The sequence below is a fragment of the Amycolatopsis sp. NPDC088138 genome (assembly GCF_044741685.1).
Classification (GTDB): domain Bacteria; phylum Actinomycetota; class Actinomycetes; order Mycobacteriales; family Pseudonocardiaceae; genus Amycolatopsis.
Genome location: NZ_JBIUTB010000003.1, coordinates 123583 through 149852, shown reverse-complemented (window position 1 = coordinate 149852; position 26270 = coordinate 123583). Strand labels below are relative to the sequence as shown.

The 26270-nt window shown below is 71.5% G+C and carries 24 protein-coding genes; 19 read left to right on the top strand and 5 right to left on the bottom strand.

Annotation, left to right across the window (positions count from 1 at the left end; translation table 11 throughout):
• Nucleotides 1–37 precede the first annotated feature (37 nt).
• From ACIOD2_RS15570 to ACIOD2_RS15550, 5 genes are all read left to right on the top strand, one after another.
• Nucleotides 38–901, top strand: a complete 864-nt coding sequence (locus ACIOD2_RS15570; protein ID WP_400538305.1) for a PHP domain-containing protein — start codon at nucleotides 38–40, stop codon at nucleotides 899–901.
• A gap of 1 nt (nucleotide 902) precedes the next feature.
• On the top strand, nucleotides 903–1532 hold the full coding sequence (locus ACIOD2_RS15565; protein ID WP_400538303.1) for a MarC family protein: 630 nt from the start codon (nucleotides 903–905) through the stop codon (nucleotides 1530–1532).
• A gap of 125 nt (nucleotides 1533–1657) precedes the next feature.
• Nucleotides 1658–4129 (top strand): alpha-L-rhamnosidase C-terminal domain-containing protein, encoded by a 2472-nt coding sequence (locus tag ACIOD2_RS15560; protein WP_400538301.1) that lies wholly within the window; start codon nucleotides 1658–1660, stop codon nucleotides 4127–4129.
• A 126-nt stretch (nucleotides 4130–4255) separates the two neighbouring features.
• Complete coding sequence (locus tag ACIOD2_RS15555; protein ID WP_400540349.1) at nucleotides 4256–5107, top strand: RecB family exonuclease; 852 nt, start codon at nucleotides 4256–4258, stop codon at nucleotides 5105–5107.
• A gap of 12 nt (nucleotides 5108–5119) precedes the next feature.
• Entirely contained in the window at nucleotides 5120–5812 is a 693-nt protein-coding gene (locus ACIOD2_RS15550) for a hypothetical protein (RefSeq protein ID WP_400538298.1), read from the top strand.
• Nucleotides 5813–6113: 301 nt separating this feature from the next.
• Here the strand turns inward: ACIOD2_RS15550 and ACIOD2_RS15545 are convergent, their stop codons facing one another.
• Both ACIOD2_RS15545 and ACIOD2_RS15540 read right to left on the bottom strand, forming a co-directional pair.
• Entirely contained in the window at nucleotides 6114–7454 is a 1341-nt protein-coding gene (locus ACIOD2_RS15545; RefSeq protein ID WP_400538296.1) for a hypothetical protein, read from the bottom strand.
• A gap of 24 nt (nucleotides 7455–7478) precedes the next feature.
• Entirely contained in the window at nucleotides 7479–9104 is a 1626-nt protein-coding gene (locus ACIOD2_RS15540; RefSeq protein ID WP_400540347.1) for a DEAD/DEAH box helicase, read from the bottom strand.
• A gap of 420 nt (nucleotides 9105–9524) precedes the next feature.
• Here ACIOD2_RS15540 and ACIOD2_RS15535 point away from each other — a divergent pair, with 420 nt between their 5' ends.
• From ACIOD2_RS15535 to ACIOD2_RS15520, 4 genes are all read left to right on the top strand, one after another.
• On the top strand, nucleotides 9525–10178 hold the full coding sequence (locus ACIOD2_RS15535; RefSeq protein WP_328444836.1) for a ferritin-like fold-containing protein: 654 nt from the start codon (nucleotides 9525–9527) through the stop codon (nucleotides 10176–10178).
• Nucleotides 10179–10297: 119 nt separating this feature from the next.
• Nucleotides 10298–10528 (top strand): DUF3107 domain-containing protein, encoded by a 231-nt coding sequence (locus ACIOD2_RS15530; RefSeq protein ID WP_247063962.1) that lies wholly within the window; start codon nucleotides 10298–10300, stop codon nucleotides 10526–10528.
• A 95-nt stretch (nucleotides 10529–10623) separates the two neighbouring features.
• Nucleotides 10624–11883 carry a DUF418 domain-containing protein gene (locus ACIOD2_RS15525; RefSeq protein WP_400538293.1) on the top strand — a complete coding sequence of 420 codons (1260 nt, stop codon included), beginning with the start codon at nucleotides 10624–10626 and terminating at the stop codon, nucleotides 11881–11883.
• 108 nt (nucleotides 11884–11991) lie between these two features.
• The gene (locus tag ACIOD2_RS15520) at nucleotides 11992–12450 is read left to right on the top strand and encodes a pyridoxamine 5'-phosphate oxidase family protein (RefSeq protein WP_400538291.1); all 459 of its coding nucleotides are present in this window, start codon (nucleotides 11992–11994) and stop codon (nucleotides 12448–12450) included.
• 159 nt (nucleotides 12451–12609) lie between these two features.
• Here ACIOD2_RS15520 and ACIOD2_RS15515 read toward each other — a convergent pair whose 3' ends face one another.
• Complete coding sequence (locus ACIOD2_RS15515; protein ID WP_400538289.1) at nucleotides 12610–12927, bottom strand: DUF4873 domain-containing protein; 318 nt, start codon at nucleotides 12925–12927, stop codon at nucleotides 12610–12612.
• Complete coding sequence (locus ACIOD2_RS15510; RefSeq protein WP_400540345.1) at nucleotides 12924–13691, bottom strand: TetR/AcrR family transcriptional regulator; 768 nt, start codon at nucleotides 13689–13691, stop codon at nucleotides 12924–12926. The genes ACIOD2_RS15515 and ACIOD2_RS15510 overlap by 4 nt, the downstream gene beginning before the upstream one ends.
• Before the next feature lie 55 nt (nucleotides 13692–13746).
• On the opposite strand from ACIOD2_RS15510, the gene ACIOD2_RS15505 reads away from it, so the two are divergent.
• Both ACIOD2_RS15505 and ACIOD2_RS15500 read left to right on the top strand, forming a co-directional pair.
• Nucleotides 13747–14655, top strand: a complete 909-nt coding sequence (locus tag ACIOD2_RS15505; RefSeq protein ID WP_400538287.1) for a diiron oxygenase — start codon at nucleotides 13747–13749, stop codon at nucleotides 14653–14655.
• A complete protein-coding gene (locus ACIOD2_RS15500; RefSeq protein WP_400538285.1) occupies nucleotides 14652–15563 on the top strand; it encodes an alpha/beta fold hydrolase in 912 nt (303 codons plus the stop codon). Before ACIOD2_RS15505 ends, ACIOD2_RS15500 begins: the two co-directional genes overlap by 4 nt.
• Nucleotides 15564–15619: 56 nt before the next feature.
• On the opposite strand, the gene ACIOD2_RS15495 is transcribed toward ACIOD2_RS15500, so the two are convergent.
• Nucleotides 15620–16246, bottom strand: a complete 627-nt coding sequence (locus ACIOD2_RS15495) for a TetR/AcrR family transcriptional regulator (RefSeq protein ID WP_323334475.1) — start codon at nucleotides 16244–16246, stop codon at nucleotides 15620–15622.
• A gap of 203 nt (nucleotides 16247–16449) precedes the next feature.
• Between ACIOD2_RS15495 and ACIOD2_RS15490 the strand changes: the two genes are divergently transcribed.
• The 8 genes from ACIOD2_RS15490 to ACIOD2_RS15455 all read left to right on the top strand — a co-directional run bounded on the left by ACIOD2_RS15490 (nucleotide 16450) and on the right by ACIOD2_RS15455 (nucleotide 26269).
• Nucleotides 16450–17358 carry an alpha/beta fold hydrolase gene (locus tag ACIOD2_RS15490; protein ID WP_400540343.1) on the top strand — a complete coding sequence of 303 codons (909 nt, stop codon included), beginning with the start codon at nucleotides 16450–16452 and terminating at the stop codon, nucleotides 17356–17358.
• A gap of 80 nt (nucleotides 17359–17438) precedes the next feature.
• Entirely contained in the window at nucleotides 17439–18605 is a 1167-nt protein-coding gene (locus tag ACIOD2_RS15485; RefSeq protein ID WP_400538283.1) for a DUF3152 domain-containing protein, read from the top strand.
• A 92-nt stretch (nucleotides 18606–18697) separates the two neighbouring features.
• A complete protein-coding gene (moeZ, locus tag ACIOD2_RS15480) occupies nucleotides 18698–19873 on the top strand; it encodes an adenylyltransferase/sulfurtransferase MoeZ (RefSeq protein ID WP_400538281.1) in 1176 nt (391 codons plus the stop codon).
• Between the two features lie 144 nt (nucleotides 19874–20017).
• Nucleotides 20018–20815, top strand: coding sequence for a TIGR02569 family protein (locus ACIOD2_RS15475; protein WP_400538279.1), 798 nt, complete (start codon nucleotides 20018–20020; stop codon nucleotides 20813–20815).
• A 32-nt stretch (nucleotides 20816–20847) separates the two neighbouring features.
• Nucleotides 20848–21327 (top strand): hypothetical protein, encoded by a 480-nt coding sequence (locus ACIOD2_RS15470; protein ID WP_400538277.1) that lies wholly within the window; start codon nucleotides 20848–20850, stop codon nucleotides 21325–21327.
• Nucleotides 21328–21423: 96 nt separating this feature from the next.
• Entirely contained in the window at nucleotides 21424–23472 is a 2049-nt protein-coding gene (locus ACIOD2_RS15465; protein WP_400538275.1) for a molybdopterin oxidoreductase family protein, read from the top strand.
• On the top strand, nucleotides 23469–24890 hold the full coding sequence (locus ACIOD2_RS15460) for an FAD-dependent oxidoreductase (RefSeq protein ID WP_400538273.1): 1422 nt from the start codon (nucleotides 23469–23471) through the stop codon (nucleotides 24888–24890). Before ACIOD2_RS15465 ends, ACIOD2_RS15460 begins: the two co-directional genes overlap by 4 nt.
• 23 nt (nucleotides 24891–24913) lie before the next feature.
• On the top strand, nucleotides 24914–26269 hold the full coding sequence (locus ACIOD2_RS15455) for a nitrate/nitrite transporter (RefSeq protein WP_400538270.1): 1356 nt from the start codon (nucleotides 24914–24916) through the stop codon (nucleotides 26267–26269).
• Nucleotide 26270 lies beyond the last annotated feature (1 nt).

The window sequence follows — 26270 nt, the reverse complement described above, 5'->3', positions numbered from 1 at the left end:
GCGGGTGTGACGCAGCGCATCGTCGACAATGGACCCGATGCGCATCGACCTGCACGCCCATTCCACCGCTTCCGACGGCACCGACTCGCCGGCCGGGCTCGTCGCCGCGGCCGCGAGAGCCGGGCTCGACGTCGTCGCGATCACCGACCACGACACCACCGCGGGCTGGGCTCCGGCCACCGCGGCAATCCCACCGGGCCTGACGCTGGTGCCCGGCGCCGAGCTGTCCACCGTCTCGATCAACCCCGAGACCGGCCGCCAGATCAGCGTCCACCTGCTGGCCTACCTCTTCGACCCGACCTCCGAGGCCGTCGTCACCGAGCAGACCCGCCTGCGGGTCGAACGCCGCACCCGGCTGCGCAAGATGGCCGAGCGGATGGCCGCCGACGGCCTGCCGGTCGACGCCGACGAGATCTTCGGCCTGCTGCCCGAGGACTCGCCGCCCGGACGCCCGCACCTGGCCCAGGCGCTGGTCCGGGCCGGGCTGGTCAAGTCCGTCGACGAGGCCTTCGCCGACTACCTGAACCCCCGCCGCGGGTACTACGTCGCCCGCCGCGACACCCCGGTCGAAGAGGCCATCGACATGATCGCCGCGGCCGGCGGGGTCACGGTCATCGCGCACCCCTTCGCCTTCAGCCGCGGCGCCACGATCAGCGAGGACACCCTCGCCGGGCTGGCCGTGCACGGGCTCACCGGCGTCGAGGCCGACCACCCGAACCACGACCCGGCCACGCGCGCCCGCACCCGCGCGCTCGCCGGCGAGCTCGGCCTGCTGGTCACCGGCTCGAGTGACTACCACGGCACGAACAAGACCATCGCCCTCGGCGAATGCACCACCGACCCGGGGCAGCTGGACGAGCTCATGGCGCGCGCGACCGGTTTCCAGGTCGTGAAGGGCTGAAATGGCGATCGCCGACTTCTTCGACGCCAAGCTCTTCATGAGCGCGACCATCACCCTGGTCGTCATCATGGACCCGCCCGGCACGGTGCCGGTGTTCCTCAGCCTGGTCGGCCGCAAGCCGCTCGCGACGCGCGCCCGCGCCGCCCGGCAGGCCGTCCTGGTGTCACTGCTCGTGATCAGCCTCTTCGCCGTCGCCGGCCAGGCGATCCTGGCCTACCTCGGCATCGGCATCCCGGCGCTGCAGGGCGCGGGCGGCCTGCTGCTCCTGCTCATCGCGCTGCAGCTGCTGACCGGCAGCGGTCACGAGCCCGAGGCGGCCGCCGACGACGTCAACGTCGCGCTGGTGCCGCTCGGCACGCCGCTGCTGGCCGGGCCGGGCGCGATCGCCGCGACCATCGTGTTCGTCCGGCAGGCCGACGGCCACATCGGCGCGTACATCGCGCTGGCGCTGGCGATCGTCATGACCCACTTCGTCATCTACATCTGCATGCGCTACTCGGGCGTCGTCATCCGGCTGATCAAGGAAAGTGGCATCACGCTGCTGGCCAAGGTGGCCGGCCTGCTCCTCGCGGCCATTGCCGTCGAGCTCGTCGCGAACTCCGTGCGCGGCTTCATCGCCGGCGGCAACTGACCCCCGCCACTCGGGTTGTCCTGCCGGACAGGATCCGGCCCGCGCGTTGACATCGTTGGCACGCCTCCCGCAGCCTGAATCTCAACTCAGCGGTTGAAACGATTCAAACGCCTGCGGAGGCCTCGATGAAGTGGCTCAGAGTTTTCCTGCCGGTCACGGTGCTGGTGGCGAGCGGGGTGGCCGCGGTGCCCGCCGCACCCGCCGTCGCCGCGCCGGGCTGGCAGAAGTACGTCGTCGCGCCGGCGAGCCGGGACGTCCGGCCGGTGCGCGTGCTGTCCACCACCGGCGACGTCACCAACCCGAACGGCCTGCTCGGCCGCGGCGTCACGACGCTCAAGCGCCAGGCGCCGCCGCCGAAGCCGGCCTGGCCGGGCGGGACGACCGCGGCCGCGTCGTCGTTCCACGCCCCGAACAACGGCGGCAACGGCCAGCCGCGCACGTACGACCCCGGCAACGCCGTCGACGGCAACACCGGCACGTTCTGGAACGACGACACGATCGGCGGCTACCCGGACGTCCTGACCATCACCTCGGGCGCGCCCGTCGCGCTCCCCGGTGTCACCGTGCTGTCCAGTGTGGACGGTGTGCCGCAGGACTACACGGTCGAGGTGCTGGACGGCGGCGCGTGGCGCACCGCGGCCACCGTCACCGGCAACACCGACGTGCAGCGCACGGTGGCGTTCGACCGCGCGGTGACGACCACGCAGGTCCGGATCACCGTGACGAAGGACCAGGCGACGCCGTCGGGCGAGTTCAGCCGGGTCACCGAGGTGTGGCCGGGCCTGGTCGCCGACCCGCCGACGCCGGTCGCGGTGCTCGACTTCGGCAAGGTCGTTTCGGGGTACCCGAAGATCTCCTTCGCGGGCGCGTCGGCGAACCACCCCGGCATCCGCGTGTCGACCTCGGAAACCCAGCAGTACCTCGGCGAACGCTCCGACTTCTCGCGGTCGGACTTCTCCGGCGGGCCGGGCAGCGACCAGATCGCCGTGCCGGTGACGCCGACCGTCTGGCGTGACACGAAGGGCTGCCAGAGCGGCACGCAGGTGTGCGCGGACGGCCTGCGCGGCTTCCGCTACCTGCGGATCAGCCTCGACGCGCTCGCGTCGGACGCGCCGCTGACCCAGGCGTCCGGCGAGGTGCGGATCAACGGCGTTTCGCTCGACTTCACGCCGTTCCTCGGCACGCCGAGCACCTACCGCGGCTGGTTCGAATCGTCCGACGACGCGCTGAACCGCTACTGGTACAACGCTTCCTACACCAACGAGCTGGGCATGGACACGTTCCGCGAGTCCGATGTGGACCCTCGCGGCGCGTTCTCGCCGTCGCTCGACGGGAAGGTCGTGCTGCACGACGGCGCGAAGCGCGACCGGGACCCGTACGTCGGCGACGTAGCGATCTCCGGGCTGACCGAGTACCTGACGCACCAGGACGGCACGGCGGCGCGCAACGTGCTCGCCGACCTGGCCGACCACCAGCGCGCGGACGGCTGGATCCCGCCCGCGTCGATCAACGACTACACGCTCCCGCTGTTCGACTACCCGCTCTGGTGGGTGACCGCGAGCTGGGACTACGTGCTCTACACGGGCGACACCGGGTACGCGTCCTCGTACTACGCGAACCTCGTGAAGACGCTCGACGCGTGGTACCCGTCGGTCACCGACGAGCACGGGCTGCTTTCGAAGGGGCTCAACGGAACCGGCGGTTACGGCGACTACGCGTTCCTCCCGCGGACCGGCGAAGTGACGTACTACAACGCGTTGTACGTCCGGGCGTTGCAGGGTGCGGCGGGGATGGCCCGCGCGACCGGGCACGCGGCCGACGCGGATCGGTGGCTTTCGCGCGCATCTGGCGTCGCGGCGGCGGTGAACCAGTACCTGTGGGACCCGGCGGCGGGGGCGTACCTCGACTCGGCCACGGGCGCGGTGCGGCACGGCCAGGACGGCAACAGCCAGGCGATCGTCGCGGGCATTGCGTCGCCGGCGCAGTCGTCCACTGCGCTGGCGAGGCTGGCGGCCGGGGCGTTGCCGTACGGGAACCCGTTCATGGACAACGACACGCTGGTCTCGGACGGCACCAAGCGCGTCTACGCGTTCACGTCGTACCCGGAGCTGGTGGCGCGGTTCCAGACCGGCCAGGCGGCGTCCGCGATCGACCAGATCAAGCGGATGTACGGCTGGATGACCAGCCACGACCCGGGCATCACGGACTGGGAGGGCATCGGCGACGGCGGTTCGCACTACGAGCAGGGCTACACGTCGGCGGCGCACGGCTGGTCCACCGGCGTCGTGCCGGCGCTGACGAACGAGCTGCTGGGCGTCTCGCCGACCTCACCGGGCTTCGCGACGTGGCAGGTCGCGCCGAAGCCGGGCACGGTCGCCTGGGCGCGCGGCGCGGTACCGACGCCGAAGGGTGCGCTGTCGGCGTCGTGGACCCAGGTCGGTCCGGTGTTCTCGCTGACGGTGACGGCGCCGCGCGGGACGTCCGGCTCGCTGGCGGTGCCGGCCGGGCACCTGGTGCTCCTCGACGGCCGGGTGATCCGGACGGCCGGGCCGCTGTCCGTCGGCGGCGGCACCCACACGGTGCTGGTGGTCCGGTAGCCCGAAAGCCGTGAGGGGCACCTTCAGGGACGTGGTGTCCCTGAAGGTGCCCCTCACGGCGTTGTGCGGGTCCGGCGCGGAAAGTGTCGGTGGTGGTGCGTAGCGTGGGGAACCGTGAAGGAGCAGATGGGCTTCGATTTCGGTGTCGCGCAACCGGTGCGGCTGACGAAGGTGTCGCCGGCGCGGCTGGCCACCTTCGACGACTGCCCGCGCCGGTACCGCTTGTCGTACCTGACGCGGCCGACCCCGCAGCGCACCGGCCCGTGGGCGCACAGCACGCTCGGCGCGGTGGTGCACAACGCGTTGCGGGCGCTGTTCGACCTGCCGGCGGCCAAACGGGTGCCGCAGCGGGCCGTCGCGCTCGTCGCCGAGCACTGGAAGGACGCCGGTTTCGAGGACACCGAGCAGGCCGCGCGCTACCGGGCGCGGGCGAAGGGCTGGGTGGCGGAGTACGTCGAGGACAACGACGTCACCCACGACCCGGTCGGGCTGGAGCGCTGGGTGTCGGCGCCGGTCAGCGCGACACCGGGGGAGCGGCCGTCGATGATCATCGAAGGCCGCACGGACCGCATCGACCAGCGTGACGGCGAGCTGGTGATCGTCGACTACAAAACGGGCCGCCGCGCGCCGGACGAGTTCGAGGCGCGGGCGTCGCAGGCGCTGGCGCTGTACGCGGTGGCGTCGTCGCGGACGCTGCGCACGCCGTGCACCACGGTCGAGCTGCACCACCTCCCGACCGGCACGATCGCGGCGGCCGAGCACACGCCGGAGAGCCTGCAGCGGCACCTGCAACGCGCCGAAGAGACCGCCGGGGACCTGAGGCTGGCCACGGATACCCTGGACGCGGGCGGCGACGAGGACGTGGTGTTCCCGGCCCGCCCGGACCGGCGTTGCGCCTGGTGCGACTTCAGGCCGAGCTGCGCGGTGGGTCAGGAAGCGGCCCCGCAGATGCAGCCGTGGGACCTGCTCGCGCCCTGAACAGGAGAGAAAGTGGCCTCACCGGACACCGAGGAACTGGCAACGGTCCCCCTGCCAACACCGGCGCCCGACACGGAGAAGCCGCCCCGGCCGGTCGTCGACCCGGCGGCGTCCGCGGCTGAGACGGCGCCCCACCAGGTCATCGACCCGGCGGCAGCCGCCGCGGAGACGGCGCCGCATTCGGTCATCGACCCGGCGGCGTCCGCCGCTGAGACAGCGCCCCACCAGGTCATCGACCCGGTAGCGTCCGCGGCTGAGACAGCGCCGCACTCGGTCATCGACCCGGCAGCGTCCGCCGCTGAGACAGCGCAGAAAGGTGCCCTCACAGACCCGGCGGAGCCCAGCGCAGCTGGTTCGGAGGAGCGAGCTGCCGCAGCCGACGAAGACTCTTCGCCGGACACCGTCGAGCAAGCCGCAGCCAGACCGGCCAAGCAGGGCGGCCGCTGGTGGCGCGGCTTCACCGGCTCGCTGGCCGCGGGCCTCACCGTTCTGGCCATCGGAGTGCTGGTGGTCGCGGGAGTCTGCCTGTACACCGACGCCCCCGGCCCCGGTCCGGTGCTGCTGATCGGTCACCCGGTCGCCGCGGTGCTGGCGTTGCTGGCCCAGCGAGTCGCCGACCGTCGCAACGGCCTTCCCGCCGCCGGCGCGGGGATCGCGGTGGTCCTATTCGTGGTCTCCGCCTTGACTCTCTTCTGGCTCACCTGACGGGACCCCACCCGCAACCCGCGTGACCAGCTACGCGAGTTCCGTGCCTGATCCCGCGGAATCCGCCTGATCCGGCGGCATCACGGGTGATCAGGGGTATCTCGCGTGACTGGAAAGGCATCTCCCGTGATCAGGCGGGCATCTCGTGTGCCTGGAGAGGCATCTCGCGTGACTGGGGAGTCGACTCGCGTGATTGGCGGGTCGACTCGCGTGTCTGGCGGGTCGACTCGCGTGATTGGGGAGCCAACTCGCGTGTCTGGGGAGTCGGCTCGCGTGTCTGGAGGGTCGGCTCGGGGCGGGGTTACTTCAGGGCTGTGAGGGTGTTGCCGCGCTGCTCCAGCAGGACTGGGCCTGCCGTGCCCAGCCGGACCGGGCCCGTGTAGCCGCGGCGGTCGACGCCCACTGTGCGGATCGTGGAGCCGTCGGTTTCGTTCAGCACCGCCAGGCCGCCCTTGATCGGGACCACCAGCTGGCTCGCGAACGTCACGCCCGGGCCCATCGCGCTGCTCAGCGTCCAGCGCGGCGAGAGGTCGTCGCGGGACATCGCCACCACCTTCGAGCCGCTGAACCAGTACACGCCCCCCGCGGTCTGGGTGGTCGCCTCGGTGCCGCCCGGGGGGTCGGCGGCCAGGTCGGCCGCCGGGACGTCCAGGGGGTAGGCCGCGCGCTGGGAACCGTCGCCGTTGAAGACCACCAGGAGCTTCTGGTCCGGCAGGACCACCGCCGCCAGGTCGCCCGACATCGCGATCACGCGCGCCCGCTTGCCCGCCAGCACCGAGCTGAACGCCACCTGGGGCTCGTCGTCCTTCTCCGGCGCCGCCTTGTAGACGGTCAGGCGGTCCGCCGGGTCACCCGGGCAGTGCTCGATGACGCCGACCTTGCCCGACGCCGCCGCGACCGTGCCGTACGTGCAGCCGGTGCGCGGCTGCTTGCCCGCGTTGACCAGCGCCGGGACCTGGCCGTACTCGGCGCTCTGCACCAGGTCGTCGCGCCAGGTGTCGAGCAGCTTCTTGCCGGTGGTGGTCACGTGCGAGCCGTCGCTGACGAGCTGGGTGCCCAGCTCGGCGTTGCCGTTGCGCTGGGCGGTGATCCGGCCGGTGCCAGGGTCGAGCTGCGTGACCTCGCTGCAGTTCTCGGTCTTGTGGTAGACGGCGTTGACCCGTCCCCACGTCTCGTTCATCGTGCACAGGGGCAGGTCACGCGTGTAGTGCCAGCGGATCTGCCCGGTCAGCGGGTCGCGCGAGGCGACCTCGCCGCCGTCCGCCGTGACCACGGAATCGCCGGTGGACACCGGGACCGGCGTCGCGCCGCTGCGGGCGCTCCAGATCTCGGCCAGCGAGCCGGGCACCGCGTTCGGCGCCGCGGGCAGCGGCGGCGGCGGGTCCGCCTCGGTCCGGTCGGTCGCCGCGCTGTCGCTGGTCGTGCCGATGACCAGCGCGACCGCGACGACGAGCACCGCGATCACCGCGGCGAGGACCCGGTCCCGGCCGCGGTTCCAAGGCGAACGACGTGCCTTGACCCGCGGCTCGGGCGGAGCGGGTTCGACGTCGTCGAGGACGTCTTCGGAGCCGTAAGCAGCCTCCGAAGGCTGCTCCGGCTCTTCTTCGGGCAAGGGAGAAGCAGCCTTGTCCTCGTCGCTCACTTACCCGCTCCCCGCGCTAAAGCCTCAGTCTGCCGACGCAGGTGTATCAGAAGTCGCGGCCGGACGGCGACGGCGGCGCCGCCGAGCGGGGCGTTCGGCGTTCTCGCCGGACTCCTTCTCCACCGAGCCGGCCGTTTCCGGAGCCGTGCCGCGGGTGCGGCGGCGGGTCCGGGTGCGGCCTTCGGCAGCGCCGTCCTCGGACGGTGCGGCGGCCGCGTTGTCGGTGGCTTCGCTCGTCTCGCCCGCCCGCGCGGCACCGCGGGTCCGCTTGCGGGGGGTGCGGTTGCGCTTGCGCGGCGCTTCCTCCGACGACGCCGACGGCGACTCGGGACCGCCGGCCGAGGTGTTGCCACGGCCCTGGGCACCACGGCCACGGCGCTTGCCGCCCAGGTCCTCTTCGACCTCGGCGCCCAGGCCCGCACGGGTGCGCTTGGCCAGCGGCAGCCGGCCGGTGGTGCCCTCCGGGATGCCCAGGTCCTCGTACAGGTGCTTCGAAGACGAGTACGTCTCCACCGGCTCCGGCTTGTCGAGGCCCAGGGTGTCCGAGATGAGCTTCCAGCGCGGCATCTCGTCCCAGTCGACGAGCGTGACGGCGACACCGGTGCGGCCCGCGCGGCCGGTGCGGCCGATGCGGTGGACGTAGGTCTTCTCGTCGTCCGGGCACTGGTAGTTGATCACGTGCGTGACGTCGTCGATGTCGATGCCGCGGGCGGCGACGTCGGTCGCGACCAGCACGTCGACCTTGCCGGAACGGAACGCGCGCAGGGCCTGCTCGCGGGCGCCCTGGCCCAGGTCACCGTGCACGGCCGCCGCGGCGAACCCGCGCTCGACCAGGTCGTCGGCCACCTTCTGCGCGGTGCGCTTGGTGCGGCTGAAGATCATCGTGAGGCCGCGGTCGGCCGCCTGCAGGATGCGGGCGATGACCTCGGGCTTGTCCATCGAGTGCGCGCGGTAGACGAACTGCGTGGTGCGCTCGTGGATCGCGCTCGCGTCGTTTTCCTCGGCGCGGATGTGCGTCGGCTGGTTCAGGAACGTGCGGGCCAGCGTGATGATCGGCCCCGGCATGGTGGCCGAGAACAGCATCGTCTGGCGCTCGTCCGGGACCATCCGCAGGATGCGCTCGATGTCGGGCAGGAAGCCCAGGTCGAGCATCTCGTCGGCCTCGTCGAGGACCAGGCCGCGGACCTTGCCGAGCACCAGGTGCTGCTGCTCGGCGAGGTCGAGGAGACGGCCCGGGGTGCCGATCACGACGTCGATGCCCTTGCGGAGCGCCTCGATCTGCGGCTCGTAGGGGCGGCCGCCGTAGATGGCCAGCGTGCGGATGCCGAGGTGCTTGCCGGCGCCCTTGAGGTCGTTGGCGACCTGGATGCACAGCTCGCGGGTCGGGACCACGACGAGCACCTGCGGGGTGCCGTCGCCCGGCACCTCGACGCGGTGCAGCAGCGGGACGCCGAAGCCCAGCGTCTTGCCCATGCCGGTGCGGGCCTGGCCGATGAGGTCGTCGCCGGCCATCGCCAGCGGCAGGGTGAGTTCCTGGATCGCGAAGGTCCGCTCGATGCCGACTTCGGCGAGGGCCTTGATGATCTCCGGCTTGACGCCGAACGACGCGAAGGTCGGGGCCTCGGGCTCGACCTCGACGCCCGCCTGCAGCGGGTGCGAGGTGTCGAGCGCGGCCGGGCCGGTCTCGCTGTGTTCCAGCGCGACGGCGGGGGAGTTCTGTTCGGTTGTGGGGTTTTCTGCGGTCAGGGTGATCGCCTCTCTCGTGACCAGCGCGCACAACCCTGAGTCCCGTTTCGACACTCGACCGGGAGTAAACCCTGGTTCCCAGCGCTGATGTGAAGCGCGGAACCGGTCCGTCCCGGGAATGCCGGAAGAGGCGTGCACGCACATTGCAGTACGTCGGCCAGCCTCCTGGCCAGCCTGTTTCCCGACGCCGGTATGGCGTACGGAAGCTCTGTGTCAAAGGCAGTGTACCTGGTCAGCAGTTTTTCGACAGTACCCGGCACGCCGGAGGCAGTGGGATCGGTCTCGTCCCGACACGCCCGGGTGCTTCGGCGATACCCTGCTGCCGTGACCGACCCGAAAGAGATCACCGAAGGCGTCGTCGACCTTCTGGGTGTGATCGCCTACCTCGAGCTGTCCGCGTTCGACCGGCTGGCGGAGGACGCGCGCAGCGCGCCCACTCTGGCCGGGCGGGCCGCGCTGGCGGCCATGGCGGCCGCCGAGATCGGTCACTACGGGCTGTTGTCCGCGCACCTCGCCGCGCACGGCGTCGCGATCGAGGACGCGATGGCGCCGTTCCCGAAGCACATCGACGACTGGCACGCCTCCACCCCGCCGAAGTCGTGGCTGGAATCGCTGGTCAAGGCCTACGTCGGCGACGGGCTCGCCGCCGACCTCTACCGGGAGATGGCCAGCTGGCTGGACCCCGAGACCAAGGACCTGGTGCTCACCGTGCTGGCCGACACCGGGCACTCCGCCTTCGCCGAGCGCGAGGTGGCTGCCGGGATCGAAGCCGACCCCAAGACCCGCGACAAGCTCGCACTGTGGGGGCGCCGCCTGCTCGGCGAAGCCCTCACGCAGGCCCAGTACGTCGTCGCCGAGCGCGACGGCCTGGCCGAGCTGATCATCGGCGGATCGGGCGACCTCTCCGGAATTGCGGCACTGTTCCGGCGGTTGCAACAGGGGCACACGAAGCGCATGCAGGCGCTCGGCCTGGGCTGATCCCGATGGAGTACCAGGACACGACGAAGTGGCCGGGCGCGGACATGCGGCACCGCAACGACCCGGTTCGGTTAGCCTTGCCGAGCACATCCCTTTCGAATTTCCAGCGGAGGTCCCACGTGGAGGTCAAGATCGGCATCAAGGACACCCCGCGCGAGCTGGTGGTGTCCAGTGGCCAGTCTCCCGACGAGGTGGAGAAGCTGGTCGCCGAGGCCCTGACGGCCGGTGACGGGCTCTTCCGCCTCAGCGACGAGAAGGGCCGCAAGTACATCGTGCCCTCCGACCGCATCGCCTACGTCGAGATCGCGCCGTCCGACACCCGCAAGGTCGGCTTCGGCGTCGGCGACTGACGTCACACCGCGGTAACCGTCCGGTCTCAGCTCGCTCTCAGCCCCATCCGTCACCGTGCCCCGGCAGGGTTCGGAAGGGCTGATCGAGAGATGGGGTGGACGGCGTCCACGCGGTACCAACGGCTCCGGTTCGGAGCCGCGAACACCAGGCCACGGCCGGTCTCGCTCCCCGGAGCGGACCGGCCGTCCGCCTCACCGGGGTCGACGTGGCCCGCGGGGTCGCGGTCCTCGGCATGTACGCCGTGCACGTCGGGCCGAACCCCCTGGACGGCGGCGGCGCCGTCTGGTTCAAGCCCTTCGAGGGCCATTCCGCCGCACTCTTCGCGGTGCTCGCCGGAGTCTCGATCGCGCTGATGTCCGGCGGGCGGCGCCCCCAGCGGGGCCGCGCCCGCACGCGCGTCGCGCTCCGGCTGGCGACCCGGGCCCCGCTGCTGGTCGCGCTGGGGCTCCTGCTCAGCGGGCTCGGCACCGGCTACATGGTCATCCTCGCCTACTACGGCGCCTGTTTCCTGCTCGCGATCCCGTGGCTGCGCTGCCGGGCGCGGACGCTCGCCGTCGCCGCCCTGGTCACGGCCGTGGTGATGCCGCTGGTGTCCTTCGCGCTGCGGTCCGTCTTCGCGCCGCGCGACCTGGTCGTCGAGGCGCCGGACGTCGCGTGGGCCGACTTCGCGACCTGGCACGGCCTCGGCCGCGCGGCCGGCGTGCTGCTGCTGACCGGGACGTTCCCGGCGGCCACGCTGATGGCGTACCTGTTCGCCGGGATGGCGATCGGGCGTCTCGACCTGCGCTCCCCGGTGGTCGCCCGCGCGCTGTGCTTCGGCGGCGCGGCGCTGGCTCTCGGCGCGTACGGCGTCTCGTGGCTTGCGACGCGCGTCTTCGGTGGCCTGGAAGCCGTCCACCGCTCGCTGGAGCCGGCCGCGGCGAGGTACGTGATGAGCCCGGAAACGCTGCTGCACCTCGACGAGTCGTGGATCCACGGCACCCCGCCGACCACGACCTGGGCGTGGGAGCTGCTGCCGAGCGGCGCGTCGTGCACGCCGTTCGACCTGCTGGTGTCGATCGGCATCGCGGCGTCGGTGATCGGCGGGTGCCTGCTGCTGCCGACGCGGTTCCTGAGCCCGCTGGCGGATCTCGGCGGTCGCGCGCTTTCCGCGTACGCGCTGCACTTCGTGGCGATCCGGCTCATCTGGGACAGCGACGGCGACGGCTCGGACGTGTTCGCCTTCACCCACTTCGTGGCCTTCTCGGCGGTCGCGCTCATCGCCTCGGTGGCCTGGCGTCGCCGGATCGGGCGCGGCCCGCTCGAATGGGCGATGGCGCGGCTCTCGCGGTGGCCGGACCGGGTTCTGCCCTAGGTTCACCGGATCGGTGAGTTCTTGTTGGTGTGTCGGGGTTTCGCCCTCTAACTTCGGCTGGCGATCCGGCGCCGCGGGGCCCGGACGGGCACTCTCTCGGAGCGGTAGATGACCACTGTCGAACCCACGACCACCGCCGTGGCGGATCTCGTGCGGAACACCCTGTCGACGCACAAGTCGCTGTTCCTCGCCACCTCGGGCAGCGACGGGTCCTGGGTCGGCGGCGTGTACTTCGCCGAGAGCGACCCGTTCACGCTGAACCTGGTGCTGGAGCGGCGCGGCCGGACGCTCGCGGCGATCCAGGAGAACCCGGTGGTCTCCCTGGTCGTGTCGACCGGTTCGCCGATGCAGCCGTTCCTCCAGGCGCAGGCGCTGGCGGAGATCGTGGCGGGCGAGCAGGACACGCGGGTGCGCGAGCAGCTGGTGGCGAAGGTCCCGGAGGCGGCGCCGTTCCTGGACGCCCCGGTCGCGGCCGTCCGCCTGAGCGTGCGTGGCTGGCGCGCCACGGACATCGCCAACGGCTGGCTGCCGGGCCGCGACCTGCCGGCACCGCGCGTCGTCAACTGAGCCAATCCCGGCACGGCCACCGCGCGGGTCGCCGAGCCGGTTCCTGCCGCACCGCCCGCGGCGACGCCTTCCGGGGCCGGCGTCGTCGCGGGCGGTCGCGAAAGACGTGAAGGCCACCTTGAGGGACGTAGAGTCCCGGAAAGTGGCCTTCACGGACTGCTAGGCGTTGAGCTCTTCCAGCGTTGTCGGCACGTGGAACGGCGGGGTGCTCGAGCCCATGATGCGGTAACGGCCCCACGGGTCCGGGTCGGACAGCTCGCCCGTCGCCGAGTGCGAGCCCGTGCGGATCTCGACCGCCTTTTTCTTGCCGCCCGCCAGGCGGGCCAGCTCTTCGTGCACCGCCACCCGGCCGTACCAGCGGTAGAAGCCGTCGATCGGCTGGAAGTAGCCGCGCAGCTCCACCTGGGCCGTCAGCGAGACGCCGTCGACCACCAGGGTCGCTTCGCCGCTGTAGCCGTCTTCGTCGTGGTCGCTCATGACGTTTCCTCCACGGGGTCCGTGCGGCCCAGCTGGACCACCTTGTTCGCCTCCAGCGGCAGGTTCGGGTCGATGACCACGCCGTTCTGGCGGGTCAGCCCGTCGATGGCCGCCCAGATGATCTGCGTGAGGTACTCGACGACGGCGTCGCGGCCCATCGAGCGGCGGTCCAGCCACCATTCGCCGGTGTTCTGGACCATGCCGACGATGCCGTGCGCCCACGGCTCGGCCGCGCCGGAGTCCATGTTGAACATCCGCATGTAGTCGCCGAGCAGCGCGGTCAGCGCCGTCGCGATCAGTTCCTTGTCCTCGGCCACGACGTCCGAGCTGACCGGCTTCTCCGGGCGGCCGTGCGCGAGCAGCCGGTAGAGGTTCGGGTGCTCCTCGATCACGGTGAAGAACGCGTCGAGCGCCATCCGGATCCGCGGCACCGGCGCCAGTTCGGCGTTGATCGCCGGGATCAGCCGCTCGAAGAGGATCTCCGTGCCGCGCTGGCCGAGGGCGACGTAGAGGTCGGCCTTGTCGTCGAAGTGCCGGTACAGCACGGGTTTCGTGACGCCGGCCTCGGCGGCGACGTCCTCCATGCCGAGGTCCGGGCCGTGCGTGTCGAGCGCGCGCAGGGCGGCCTCGACGAACTCCTTGCGCCGCGCGATCCGGTGCTTGCGCCAGCGGTCGCGGCGGGCGTCGCCGGTCACCTCGCCGTCGCGCGACGAGGGCTTGGACTGCTTGCCGGAGCGCTTGACACGTTCGATCACGAGAGGGATGCTACCAAAGGTAACTGTTACCGCAAGTTACATGTTTCGGAAGGGGTTGTCGGCAATGACGCGGACGCTGAAGGAACCGGATCGCGAAAAGACCGCGGAGCGCCTGCTCAAGTCGTCGGCGAACAAGTTCTACGACCCCGACGTCGACATCGACTGGACCGCGCCGCTGGTCGAGGGCAAGCGGTTCATCCTCGACGAGCGATCGTCGCTCTACGGCACTCCGCTGTGGGACAAGCTGACGCCCGAGCAGCGCATCGAGCTCGGGAAACACGAGGTCGCCAGCGTGGCCACGACGGGACTGTGGTTCGAGATCCTCCTGATGCAGATGCTGCTCAAGGAGGTCTACGAGCAGGACCCGACGTCCGCGCACGCGCAGTTCGCGCTCACCGAGATCGCCGACGAATGCCGGCACTCGACGATGTTCGCGCGGATGGCGTCGCGGATCGGCTGCCCCGCCTACGGCCCGGTGCCGTGGCTGCGGAAGCTCGCGAAGCTGATGCCGTCGATCTCCTACGGCCCGGCGCGCTACGGCGCGATCCTGGTCGCCGAGGAGGTGCTCGACCGGCTGCAGCGCGAGCAGATGAACGACGACGGCGTCCAGCCGCTGGTCCGGATGGTCAACCGGATCCACGTGCTGGAGGAGGCGCGGCACGTCACCTTCGCCCGCGAAGAGGTCACGCGCGGGATGGCGAAGCTGTCCAAGGCCGAGATCGCCTACCAGCAGTTCATCATCGCGCTCATCTCGTACTTCGTGACGCGGGCGTTCATCAACCCGAACGTCTACAAGGCGGTCGGCATCCGGCCGCGCGACGGCGTCGAAGCGGCGCTGAACAACCCGCACTGGCAGGGCACGATCGCCTGGGCCGGGGAGAAGATCATGCCGTTCCTCGAGGAGTCCGGTCTGGTCGGGCTGCCCGGGAAGTTCTTCTGGCGCAAGTCCTTCCTGCTCCCGGCGGGCCGGTGACCACCGCGTCGCGGCTGCGCGACCCGTCGATCGCGCACCGGTTCGTCGCGAGTGACGGCGCCGCGTTGCACGTCGCCGAGTCCGGGCCCGCCGACTCGGCCGTGACGCTGGTCCTGGTGCACGGCTGGACGCAGGACCACCGGACGTGGGACTTCGTGCTGCCGCACCTGGACCCGGGAGTGCGGGTGCTGCGTTACGACCTGCGCGGCCACGGCGGCTCGGCGCACGCGCGTCCCGGCTCGGCGTCGATCGCCCGGCTCGCCGACGACCTGGCCGAGCTGATCGCCGACCGCGTCCCGAACGGGCCGCTCGTGCTCGCCGGTCACTCGATGGGCGGCATGACGCTGATGGTGCTCGCCGAACGGCACCCGTCGCTCGTCGCATCGCGGCTCGCGGGAGCGGCGTTCGTCGCGACGTCGTCGGGCGACATGGACCGGCTGACGCTCGGCTTCCCGGGCCTGGTCGGCCGGGGCGTCACGCGGTTCGAGCCGCGGCTGGCGAAGCTGTTGGCGGGCCTGCGGTCGGACACGCTGCGCCTGCGGCCGGGGATGGTCCGGTCCGGGTCACGCCGCCTGGTTTTCGGCGACCGGCCGGGCCGCGCGCAGGTGGACAGCGTCGTCGAGCAGCTGCTGTGCGCGCACCCGGCGAGCGCCGGGCTGTTCCTGGACGCCATCGCGTCGCACCGCGGCATCGGCGGCCTGGGCGCGCTCTGCGACGTCCCGTCGGTGGTGCTGGCGGGGGAGAAGGACCGGCTCTGCCCGCTGGCGCACGCGAAGGTGATCGCGGACGAGCTGCCGCACGCGGAGTTCGTCCGCTACCCGGGCGCCGGGCACATGCTGCCGCAGGAACGCCCCTACGAGGTGGCCCGCCGCATTTCGGCCCTGGTCCGCACGGCCGTCTCGAACTGACAGCCACTGCCAAAAGCGGCACTTTCACGTGAAAGTGCCGCTTTTGACAGCGAGTTTCAGGAGTCCTTGAGCGGGAAACCGCCGCCGATGCCGCGCCAGGCCAGGTTCGCCGTCAGGGCGACCGCTTCCTCGCGGCTCATCGACTGGTGGTGCTGCAGCCAGAACCGGGCGCTGACCTGGCTCATCCCGACCAGCCCGACCGCCAGCAGCCGCGCCTTGTCCTCGTCGAGGCCGGCGTCCGCCGTGATCGTGTCCGTGATCGCGTCCACGCTCGCCGAGGTCGCGCGGTCCACCGCTTCCTGGACCGCCGGCTCGCCGCGCAGGTCGGACTCGAACACCATGCGGAACGCGCCCGCGTCGTTGCTGACGAAGTCGAAGAACGCGCCGACCGTGGCCGGGACGCGCTGCTTGTTCTCCGTCGTCGAGTCCAGCGCGTTCTGCACGCGCTTGACCAGCTCGTCGACGTGGCTTTCGAGCAGCGCGATGTACAGGTCGAGCTTGCCGGGGAAGTGCTGGTAGAGCACCGGCTTGCTGACGCCCGCGACCTCGGCGATCTCATCCATGGCGGCGGCGTGGTAGCCGTTCTCGGCGAAGACCCGCTGCGCCGCGGCGAGGAGCTGGGCCCGGCGCTCCGTCCGGGGCAAGCGCACCCCTCGTTGCTGCAACCGCGTCATCTCCGTCATGCTCTTCCTCCCGTCTTCGGCCCTTCGACGGGCGGGGTCGCCACCGCGTGAAGTCGACCTGAAGATTACTCGCCGGTACGCCCGCTGTGCCAAGTGTCGGGCATCCTGGAGCCGTGAAGACCTCCGACCACCGCCCTGGCGACGTCGGCCCGGCCCGCCCGCCGGTGACCCACGTCCCCCTCTCGACCAGGGCTTTGCCGTCGATCGAGCCGGTGCTGCCGCCCTGGCCGGCGACCTTCGAAGAGGTCGGCACCGCCCGGCTCCACGTCCGCCGCACCCCGGGCCCGGACGGCGTTCCGGCGGTCTACCTGCACGGCCTCGGCGGCTCGTCGACGAACTGGACCGACCTGGCCGCGCTGCTCGCGCCGGTCGCCGGCGGCACCGCGCCGGACCTGCCCGGCTTCGGCTGGTCCGAGCCCGAGGCCGGGTTCGACTTCAGCCTCGAAGCGCACGCCGAGGTCGTCGCGCGGCACGTCCGGGAGGTCGGCGCGCCCGTCCACCTGCTCGGCAACTCCATGGGCGGCGCCATCGCGCTGATCCTGGCCGCGCGGCACCCGGAGCTCGTCAAGACGCTGACGCTCATTTCGCCCGCGATGCCCGACCGCCGCCCTAACCCGCGGCGGCTGTCGGACCCGCGGATGGCGCTGGCCTACCTGCCGCTGGTCGGCGCGCGGGTGCGCGCCCAGCTCGCCGCGCTCGGCCCGCGGGAACGCGCCGCCCAGGTCATCAAGCTGTGCTTCGCGGACCCGTCGAAGTTCCCGGAGAGCCGGCTCGACGAGCTGACCGAGGAACACGGCGCCCGCGCGGGCTTCACCTGGGCCGCGCCCGCGATGGCGCGCAGCACCTTCGGCATCTTCCGGGCGTGGTCGGCGGTCGGGAAGGCGTCGCTGTGGTCCCTCGCGCCGTTGGTGCGGGTGCCGACGCTGGTCGTCTGGGGCCGCGAAGACCGGGTCATCTCCGTGCGACGCGCCGTGCGCACCGCCCGCGCGATCCCGCGGGCCCGGCTGCTCGTGCTCCCGCGCACCGGCCACGTGGCGCAGATGGAACGGCCGATCGTCGTCGCGAAGGCCGTCCTCGGCATGTGGGAGCACGTCGAAGCCGGGAATTGGTAGCCCTATCGGGCGACAACTGATCGCTGCGTGATCCGCCAGTCGCCGAGGGCGCCGCTCCGGCGCTGTGGCACCCTGGTGCGGTGGACCGGGTGAAGCAGGACGAGCGAGGCGAAGATCGGCGGGCTCCCCACCGCGCGTCGGCCCGCCGGCCCGCGCAAGGCGCCCCCGAGCCCGAAGACTCCCCGCGCACCGGGCAGTACCGCCCGTCGAAGGCGCCGGCCCAGCGGGTCAGCGAGGACCGTTACCGCCCGGGCGGGCGCCGGACCTCCGCCGAGCCGCTGAGCGCCTCCTGGAAGCCGCACAAGGAAGCCCGGGAGACCAAGAAGGCCGAAGAGCCGCCGAAGACCCTCTTCGCCAAGCTCACCGGGACCTACGGCTGGCGCGTCTACGCGCTGCCGATCCTCGTGGTGCTGACCGTGCTCGTCGTCGTCAACACCGCGAACAGCCCGGCCGAGCCGATCGCCGAGCAGGGCGCCGCCTCCGGTGTCGAGTCGGCGGGCGGGGACACCTCCGGCGGCTCCATCGACGGCGACGAGGGCCAGGGCATCCCGGAGAACCCGGCCACGCCGGTCGACCTCAAGGTGCCGACCGCGGACCTGCCGAACGGCAGCCCGTTCACCCAGGCCGGCGCCGGCACCTGGCACACCGTGGCGGGCAGCGGCCCGAAGGTGGGCAACGGGAAGCTCTACACCTACACCGTGGACGTCGAGGACGGCATCGACCCGGCGAGCTACGCCGGTGACGACGCGTTCGCCGCCGCCGTGCAGGGCACGCTGTCCGATCCCAAGAGCTGGACGTGGGACGGCAAGATCGCGCTGCAGCGCGTCGACGCGAACTTCCCGAACCCGACGTTCAAGGTGAGCCTCACCACGCCGGAGACCACGCACCGCGCGGACGCCTGCGGCTTCCAGATCAAGTTCGAGGCGTCCTGCTACCGCAAGAGCATGGGCCGCGTGCTGATCAACCTGGCCCGCTGGGTTCGCGGCGCGAAGGCGTTCAACGCCGACATGACCGGCTACCGGCAGTACGCCATCAACCACGAGGTCGGCCACGCTCTGGGCAACCAGCACGTCGGCTGCACCGGCGAGGGCGACCCGGCGCCGGTGATGATGCAGCAGTCCTTCGGCGTCGCCGACGACTACGTCTCGATGCTCAACGACATCCCCGGCGGCGACAAGGGCAAGGTGGCCAAGGACGGCCGTACCTGCGTGCCCAACGCCTGGCCGAACCCGACCCCCAAGTCGTAACCCGTCCCACCATCTGGACCTGGGAAGGTCTCTTTGCGTGCGTGCGTTGTGCATAGTGGGATGGACGCGATCCGCGCGAGATGGAGGACCCGATGTCAGCACTGCCGCCGCTCGTCGAGCCGGCTGCCGAGCTCACCAAGGAAGAGGTGGCCCGGTACAGCCGTCACCTGATCATCCCGGACGTCGGGGTGGCCGGGCAGAAGCGGCTGAAGAACGCGAAGGTCCTGGTCATCGGCGCCGGCGGCCTCGGCAGCCCCGCGCTGCTCTACCTGGCCGCGGCCGGCGTCGGCACGCTCGGCATCGTCGACTTCGACGTCGTCGACGAGTCGAACCTGCAGCGCCAGGTCATCCACGGCCAGTCCGACGTCGGCAAGCTCAAGGCCGCGTCCGCGCAGGAGTCGATCGCGGAGATCAACCCGCTGGTCAAGGTGCACCTGCACACCGACCGGCTGGACTCCTCGAACGCGCTGGAGATCTTCGAGCAGTACGACCTCATCGTCGACGGCACGGACAACTTCGCCACGCGCTACCTGGTCAACGACGCCGCGGTGCTGCTGGGCAAGCCCTACGTCTGGGGCTCGATCTTCCGATTCGAGGGCCAGGTCAGCGTCTTCTGGGAGGACGCGCCGAACGGCAAGGGCCTCAACTACCGCGACCTCTACCCGGAGCCGCCGCCCCCGGGCATGGTCCCCTCCTGCGCCGAGGGTGGCGTGCTGGGCGTGCTGTGCGCGTCCATCGGCTCGATCATGGTGACCGAGGCGATCAAGCTCATCACCGGCATCGGCGAGACGCTGCTCGGGCGCCTCATCAGCTACGACGCGCTGGAGATGAAGTACCGCGAGGTCAAGATCCGCAAGGACCCGGAGACCCCGAAGATCACCGAGCTGATCGACTACGAGGCGTTCTGCGGCGTGGTTTCCGACGAGGCCGCCACCGCGGCGTCCGGCAGCACCATCACGCCGGCGGAGCTCAAGGCCAAGTTCGACAGCGGCGAGAACTTCGCGCTGATCGACGTCCGCGAGCCGCACGAGTACGAGATCGTCAACATCAAGGGCGCGACGCTGATCCCGAAGGACCGCATCCTCTCGGGCGAGGCGCTGGCGGAGCTGCCGCAGGACAAGCCGATCGTCCTGCACTGCAAGTCGGGTGCCCGCTCGGCGGAGGCCCTCGCGGCCCTGCACGCGGCCGGGTTCAAGGACGCGACGCACCTCGGCGGCGGCGTGCTCGCCTGGGCCAAGCAGATCGACCCGAGCCTGCCGACCTACTGACAGTGGTTGTCCGTGAAGGCCACCTTGAGGGACTCAGAGTCCCTCAAGGTGGCCTTCACGGCACTCTCGCGGTGATCTCAAAACGGTGTGTGACCAGCGCGTCTTCTCGTTCGTGGACCACCCGGCCGGGTACCGTCAGTACTCGTGCGCTCAACCCTCGAACGCCCTCCCGGCCACGTCTGCTCGGCCTTCGGCGGGCTCGCCGACAGCGGCGAGCCGATGCCGGACTCGGCGGCGTGGCGCTGCGGCGACCTCGTGCTCAAGCCGGTCACCGACAAGGCCAAGACCCTGTGGACCGCCCGCGCCCTCGACTACGTCGACGAGCCGGGCCTGCGGGTCGCGAAGCCGGTGCGCTCGACCGACGGCCGGTGGATCGTCGGCGGCTGGACGGCGTCGCGGTTCGTGGCCGGCACGGCCGAGCACCGCGGTGACGCGTCGGTGCTGGCCGCGGTGAAACTGCACCGGGCGACCGTCGGGCTGCCCCGGCCGGACTTCATCGCCGGCCGCAAGGACGTCGACGCCGTCGCCGACCGGGTCGCCTGGGAGGAGCTCGAGGTCCCGCTCGACGAGACGAAGGGCGGCCGCTGGTTCGAGGTCCTGGCCGGCGCGCGCCGGCCGATCAAGCTGCCGTCCCAGGTCGCGCACGGCGAACTGCTGGCGGGCCTGCTGTTCGACGGCGAGGCGACACCGGGCCTGGTCGACTTCGTCCCGTACTACCGCCCGGGCGAGTACGGCGCGGCGATCGTCGCGGTCGACGCCCTGGCCTGGGGCGGCGCGACCCGCGAGCTGCTCGAACGCTGGGCGCACCTGCCGGAGTGGCCCCAGCTGCTGCTGCGCGCGGTGCTGTTCCGCCTGGCGTCGAACGCCCTGAACCCGAGGTCGACGCGCGCCGCCCTGGACGGCCTTCGTGTGGCGGCCCGGGAAGTCAGCGGCGTGCTCTAACCTGGGACGCATGATCGCTCTTCGAAAGGGCCATGCCGCGTAACCGGCCTTCGAGCCTGCGCCGGGCTCAGCGCATCGAGGCGGCCACGCCGCCGATCCGTGTTCCGCACCTCTCCCGCCGTGCCGCCCGTGAGCTGGCGTTCGCCGAGGTGGACGCCGGGTTCGGCCCGGGTCGTATCGCCCGGCTACTGATCGCCTGGGATCGCGGCACCCGCTCGCCGGACGTGCTTTCGGTGTCGGACGTGTGCCCCTGCCCGGGGTGCGACCCGGTGGGCGCGCGGCGGGACCTGGCCGGGTTCCTCCGGGAGCTGCCACGCCGGGAGCGCGCGCTGGTGGGGGCGGTGCTCTCCCGCGCCGACCGCCGGTTCGTGCGCCGCACGCCGCCCGATCCGCTCGGTCCGTCGCCGTGGTGGTTCGAGCGGCGGTTCCACGAGCAGGACGGCTGGGGGCGCGCTGAACACCGCACGCCGGGAGTGGCGCCGGTCACGCACCTCACCGCCGGGGGCGCGTGAGTCGCGCCGCAATGTCAACTGCCGGAAACATTCGGTCGATTCCGAGTAACACGGCCTCCTTAGCGTCGGGTCATCCGAACGACGCCGGAGGTACCCGTGCCGCAGGTCGACACGCACTGCCCGTACTGCGCCCTGCAGTGCGGCATGCACCTCGACGGTGTCCGCGTCACGCCGCGGGACTTCCCGGTGAACGCCGGCGGCCTGTGCCAGAAGGGCTGGACGTCCGGCGCGCTCCTGACGTCGCCGAAGCGGCTGACCACCCCGATGATCCGCTTCAACGGCCTTCTCGAGCCGGTCAGCTGGGACTTCGCCCTCGACTTCGTCGCGCGGAAGCTGAAGGGACTCCAGGCAGCGCACGGCCCGGACGCGGTCGCGATCTTCGGCGGCGGCGGGCTGACCAACGAAAAGGCTTACCTGCTCGGCAAGTTCGCCCGCGTCGCGCTCGGCACCTCGCAGATCGACTACAACGGCCGGTTCTGCATGTCCTCGGCCGCCGCCGCGGGCACCAGGGCCTTCGGCGCCGACCGCGGGATGCCTTTCCCCGTAACGGATCTGGCCGGCGCCGACGTCGTGCTGCTCGCCGGAGCGAACCCGGCGGAGACGATGCCACCGTTCACCCAGCACCTGCGCGGGGCCGACCTGATCGTCGTCGACCCGCGCCGGACGGCGACCGCCGAGCTCGCGAGTCTCCACCTCGCTCCCGCGCCCGGCACCGATCTCGCGCTGGCGCTCGGCATCCTGCACGCGGTGGTCGCCGACGGGCACCTGAATCAGTCCTATGTGGACGACCGGACCACCGGCTTCGCGGAGATGTGGCGGATCGCCGCGTCCTGGTGGCCGGAACGCGCCGAGCGTGTCACCGGCGTCTCGGCCGCCGACATGCGCCTGGCCGCCGCGAAGCTCGCCAACGCCCGCAACGCCTACGTCCTCACCGCCCGCGGCACCGAGCAGCACGCCACCGGCACCGCGACCGTCGGCGCCTGGATCAACCTCGCGCTCTCCCTGGGCCTGCCCGGCCGCGCGGGCTCCGGTTACGGCTGCCTCACCGGCCAGGGAAACGGTCAAGGCGGCCGTGAGCACGGTCAGAAGGCCGACCAGCTGCCCGGTTACCGCAAGCTCGACGACCCGGCCGCCCGCGATTACGTCGCGGGGGTCTGGGGTGTCGACCCGGGCAGCCTGCCCGGCCCCGGCCGGTCGGCGTCCGAGCTGCTCGAAGCCCTCGGCCAGGACGGTGGGCCGAAGGCCCTGATGGTGTTCGGCAGCAACGTGGTCGTCTCGGCACCGCGCTCCCGGCGTGTCCAAGATCGACTGTCCGCATTGGACCTCCTGGTGGTCGCGGACTTCGTGCTGTCGGAGACGGCGGCGATGGCCGACGTAGTCCTCCCGGTCACGCAGTGGGCCGAAGAGGACGGCACGCTCACCAACCTCGAAGGTCGCATCCTGCTCCGGCGCAAAGCCTTGGATCCGCCGGTCGGTGTGAGGTCCGATCTGGACGTCCTCAATGGACTAGCTGACCGGCTTGGTCAACCCGAAGGACGCTTCCCGGCCGACGCCGAGACGGTCTTCGAGGAGCTGCGGATCGCGTCCAAGGGTGGCATCTCCGACTACTCCGGCGTCAGCTACGACCGGCTGCGCGCGGGTGAGGCCCTGCACTGGCCGGTGCCGTCCGACGACCACCCCGGTACCCCGCGGATGTTCCTCGACGCCTTCGCCCACCCGGACGGCCGCGCGCGGTTCGTGCCCGTCGAACACACCGGCCCGGCGGAGCTGCCGGACGACGAGTTCCCGCTGCAGGCCACTACCGGCCGCGTGCTGCAGCACTACCAGTCGGGTGCGCAGACCCGGCTGATCGGCGAGCTGAATGACGTCGTACCCGAGGCGTTCGTCGAGGTCCACCCGGATACCGCCAAACGTGCCGGGCTCGAAGAGGGTGACCAGGCGCGGATCCGGTCCCGTCGCGGCGAAATGACGGCGCTGGTGCGGTTCGCCCAGTCACTGCGGCCCGACCTGGTCTTCGTGCCGTTCCACTTCCCCGGCGCGCAACGCGCCAACCTGTTCACCAACCCCGCGCTCGACCCGGTCAGCCGGATGCCGGAGTTCAAGGTGTGCGCCATCGCTCTGTCCGCTGTGGACGGTGGGGCATGAGCGCCCGGGACGTCGTCATCGTCGGGTACGGCATGGCCGGGGCCCGGCTGGCCGACGAGATCCGCCGCCGTGACCCGGCCGCCGAGCGCGTCCGGCTGACCGTGCTCGGCGCCGAGAAGCACGCGGCCTACAACCGGGTGCTGCTCTCGGCCGTCGTCGCCGGCGGGATGAGCCCGGAGAGCGTCCGGCTGCACGACGACGAGTGGGCCGCGCGGGCGAACGTCGACCTCCGCCTCGGCACGGAAGCCGTGCGGATCGACCGCGGGAAACGCCGCGTCGAACTCGGTGACGGATCCACTGTGGACTACGACGCCCTGGTGCTCGCCACCGGCGCCAACCCGTGGATCCCGCCGGTCGAAGGCTTCGGGCCCGGCGTTGTCACCTTCAGGACGCTGGACGACTGCGCCAAGATCCTCGACGCCGCCCGCTTCGGCGCGCCGGTCGCGGTTCTGGGCGGCGGGCTGCTCGGGCTCGAGGCCGCCCGCGGCCTGGCCGGGCGCGGCAACCAGGTGACCGTCGTGCACCCGAACCGCCACGTCATGGAACGCCAGCTCGACCCGGCCGCCGGGCACGTGCTGGCGCGGCAGCTGACCGCGATGGGCGTCACCTTCCGGTTCGGCGCCACCGCCGCCCGCTACCTGCCCGGCGACGGGCTCAAGCTCGACGACGGCAGCTTCGTCCCGGCCGACCTCGTGGTGGTCGCCGCCGGGGTCCGCGCCGAGACGAGCCTCGCCGAGGAAGCCGGGTTGGCCGTCGACCGCGGCATCGTCGTGGACGACGTGCTGCGCAGCAGCGACGGCCGGATCCACGCACTCGGCGACTGCGCCCGCCATCCCGGCGCCCCTGGCGGGCTGATCCAGCCCGCGTGGGAGCAGGCCGAGGTCCTCGCCGACGTCCTGACCGGCTCGAACGCCGCCGCGCGCTACCGCGGCACGACCGCGGTCACCCGGCTCAAGGCACGCGGCATCGACCTCGCCGCGCTGGGGGAGACCCAGGTCGAGGCCACCGACGACGACGCCGAGGTACTGACGTTCACCGACCCGGCCGGCGGGCGCTACGGCAAGCTCGTCGTCCGCGAAAACCGCGTCACCGGGGCGATCCTGCTCGGCCTGCCCGACGCGGCCGCGTCGATCACGCAGTTCCACGACCGCGGGACGCCGTTGCCGGACGACCGGCTCGCGGTGCTGCTCGGCCGGGCGCTGCCCACTGGCGCGGTTCAAGCGGCCGGCCCGGCCGACCTCCCGGCGACGGCGGTGATCTGCCGCTGCAACACCGTCACCAAGGCCCGGCTGGTCGAAGCCTGGAAGGCCGGCGCCACCGATACCCCCGCACTGGCGCGGGCCACGCGGGCCACCACGGGCTGCGGCGGGTGCACCGACACCGTCGGCGCCGTCGCGAACTGGCTCGCCGCGCAATGACGCCCCACTACAAGGAGACTGCGATGGCCCACCAAGGGAAGCACTGGATCGAGCACTGGGAACCGGAAAACGAGACGTTCTGGGAGGAGACCGGCAAGAAGGTCGCCCGCCGCAACCTGTGGTTCTCCGTGCTGGCCGAGCACATCGGGTTCTCCGTCTGGACACTGTGGTCGGTCATCGTCCTGTTCATGGGCAAGGACTACGGGTTCGACGCCGCCGACAAGTTCCTGCTCGTCTCGACGCCGACGTTGGTCGGCGGCCTGATGAGGCTGCCGTACACGTTCGCCGTGGCCAAGTTCGGCGGTCGCAACTGGACGGTCGTCAGCGCCCTCCTGCTGCTGATCCCGACGGTCCTGGCCGCGGTCATGCTGCACCCCGGCACGTCACTCGGCACGTTCCTGCTGGTCGCGGCGCTCGGCGGGGTCGGCGGCGGCAACTTCGCCTCGTCGATGACGAACATCAACACGTTCTACCCGGAGAAGCACAAGGGCTGGGCGCTCGGCCTCAACGCGGGCGGCGGCAACCTCGGCGTCGCGGCGATCCAGCTCGTCGGGCTGCTCGTGATCGGCACGGCGGGCGCGACCGCGCCGCGGATCGTGCTGTACGTCTACATCCCGCTGATCGTGATCGCCGCGGTGTGCGCGTACCTCTACATGGACAACCTCGCGACCGTGCGCGGTGACACCAAGGCGATGCGCCAGGTCGTCAAGGATCCGCACACCTGGGTGATGTCGTTCCTGTACGTCGGCACGTTCGGCTCGTTCATCGGGTACAGCTTCGCGTTCGGGCTGGTGCTGCAGAACCAGTTCGGCCGGACGCCGCTGCAGGCGGCCGCGGTGACGTTCCTCGGCCCGTTGCTCGGCTCGCTCGCGCGCCCGGCCGGCGGCTGGCTGTCCGACCGGATCGGCGGCGGCAAGGTCACCTTCGCGACGTTCGTCGGGATGGCGCTGGCCACGGTGGTGCTGATCTTCGCCTCGACGTCGAAGTCCCTGACGCTGTTCACGGTCGCGTTCATCGTCCTCTTTGTCCTGACCGGCGTCGGCAACGGCTCGACGTACAAGATGATCCCGGCGATCTTCCGCGCGAAAGCCCGCACGGCGATCGCGAACGGTGCCGAAGAGGCGGCCGAGCTGCTCAAGGCGCGACGGCTGTCCGGCGCGCTGATCGGCCTGGCCGGCGCGATCGGCGCGGAGGGCGGGCTGTTCATCAACCTGGCCTTCCGGCAGTCGTTCGCCGACGCCAAGAGCGGCGTGCCCGCGTTCATCGGGTTCCTGGTCTTCTACGGGCTGTGCTTCGCGCTCACCTGGGCGGTCTACCTGCGCAAGCCCGCCGAACAGCCGAGTGAGCGCGGTCTGGCGCTCGCGGGAGCGGAGGTCTGAG

Coding starts and splice junctions, on each gene's coding strand:
- ACIOD2_RS15560 (WP_400538301.1), top strand. CDS start 1,658: ATGAAGTGGCTCAGAGTTTTCCTGCCGGTCACGGTGCTGGTGGCGAGC.
- ACIOD2_RS15495 (WP_323334475.1), bottom strand. CDS start 16,246: ATGACGGAGATGACGCGGTTGCAGCAACGAGGGGTGCGCTTGCCCCGG.
- ACIOD2_RS15470 (WP_400538277.1), top strand. CDS start 20,848: ATGCCGCGTAACCGGCCTTCGAGCCTGCGCCGGGCTCAGCGCATCGAG.
- ACIOD2_RS15460 (WP_400538273.1), top strand. CDS start 23,469: ATGAGCGCCCGGGACGTCGTCATCGTCGGGTACGGCATGGCCGGGGCC.
- ACIOD2_RS15565 (WP_400538303.1), top strand. CDS start 903: ATGGCGATCGCCGACTTCTTCGACGCCAAGCTCTTCATGAGCGCGACC.
- ACIOD2_RS15505 (WP_400538287.1), top strand. CDS start 13,747: ATGACGCGGACGCTGAAGGAACCGGATCGCGAAAAGACCGCGGAGCGC.
- ACIOD2_RS15515 (WP_400538289.1), bottom strand. CDS start 12,927: ATGAGCGACCACGACGAAGACGGCTACAGCGGCGAAGCGACCCTGGTG.
- ACIOD2_RS15570 (WP_400538305.1), top strand. CDS start 38: ATGCGCATCGACCTGCACGCCCATTCCACCGCTTCCGACGGCACCGAC.
- ACIOD2_RS15520 (WP_400538291.1), top strand. CDS start 11,992: ATGACCACTGTCGAACCCACGACCACCGCCGTGGCGGATCTCGTGCGG.
- moeZ (WP_400538281.1), top strand. CDS start 18,698: ATGTCAGCACTGCCGCCGCTCGTCGAGCCGGCTGCCGAGCTCACCAAG.
- ACIOD2_RS15555 (WP_400540349.1), top strand. CDS start 4,256: ATGGGCTTCGATTTCGGTGTCGCGCAACCGGTGCGGCTGACGAAGGTG.
- ACIOD2_RS15455 (WP_400538270.1), top strand. CDS start 24,914: ATGGCCCACCAAGGGAAGCACTGGATCGAGCACTGGGAACCGGAAAAC.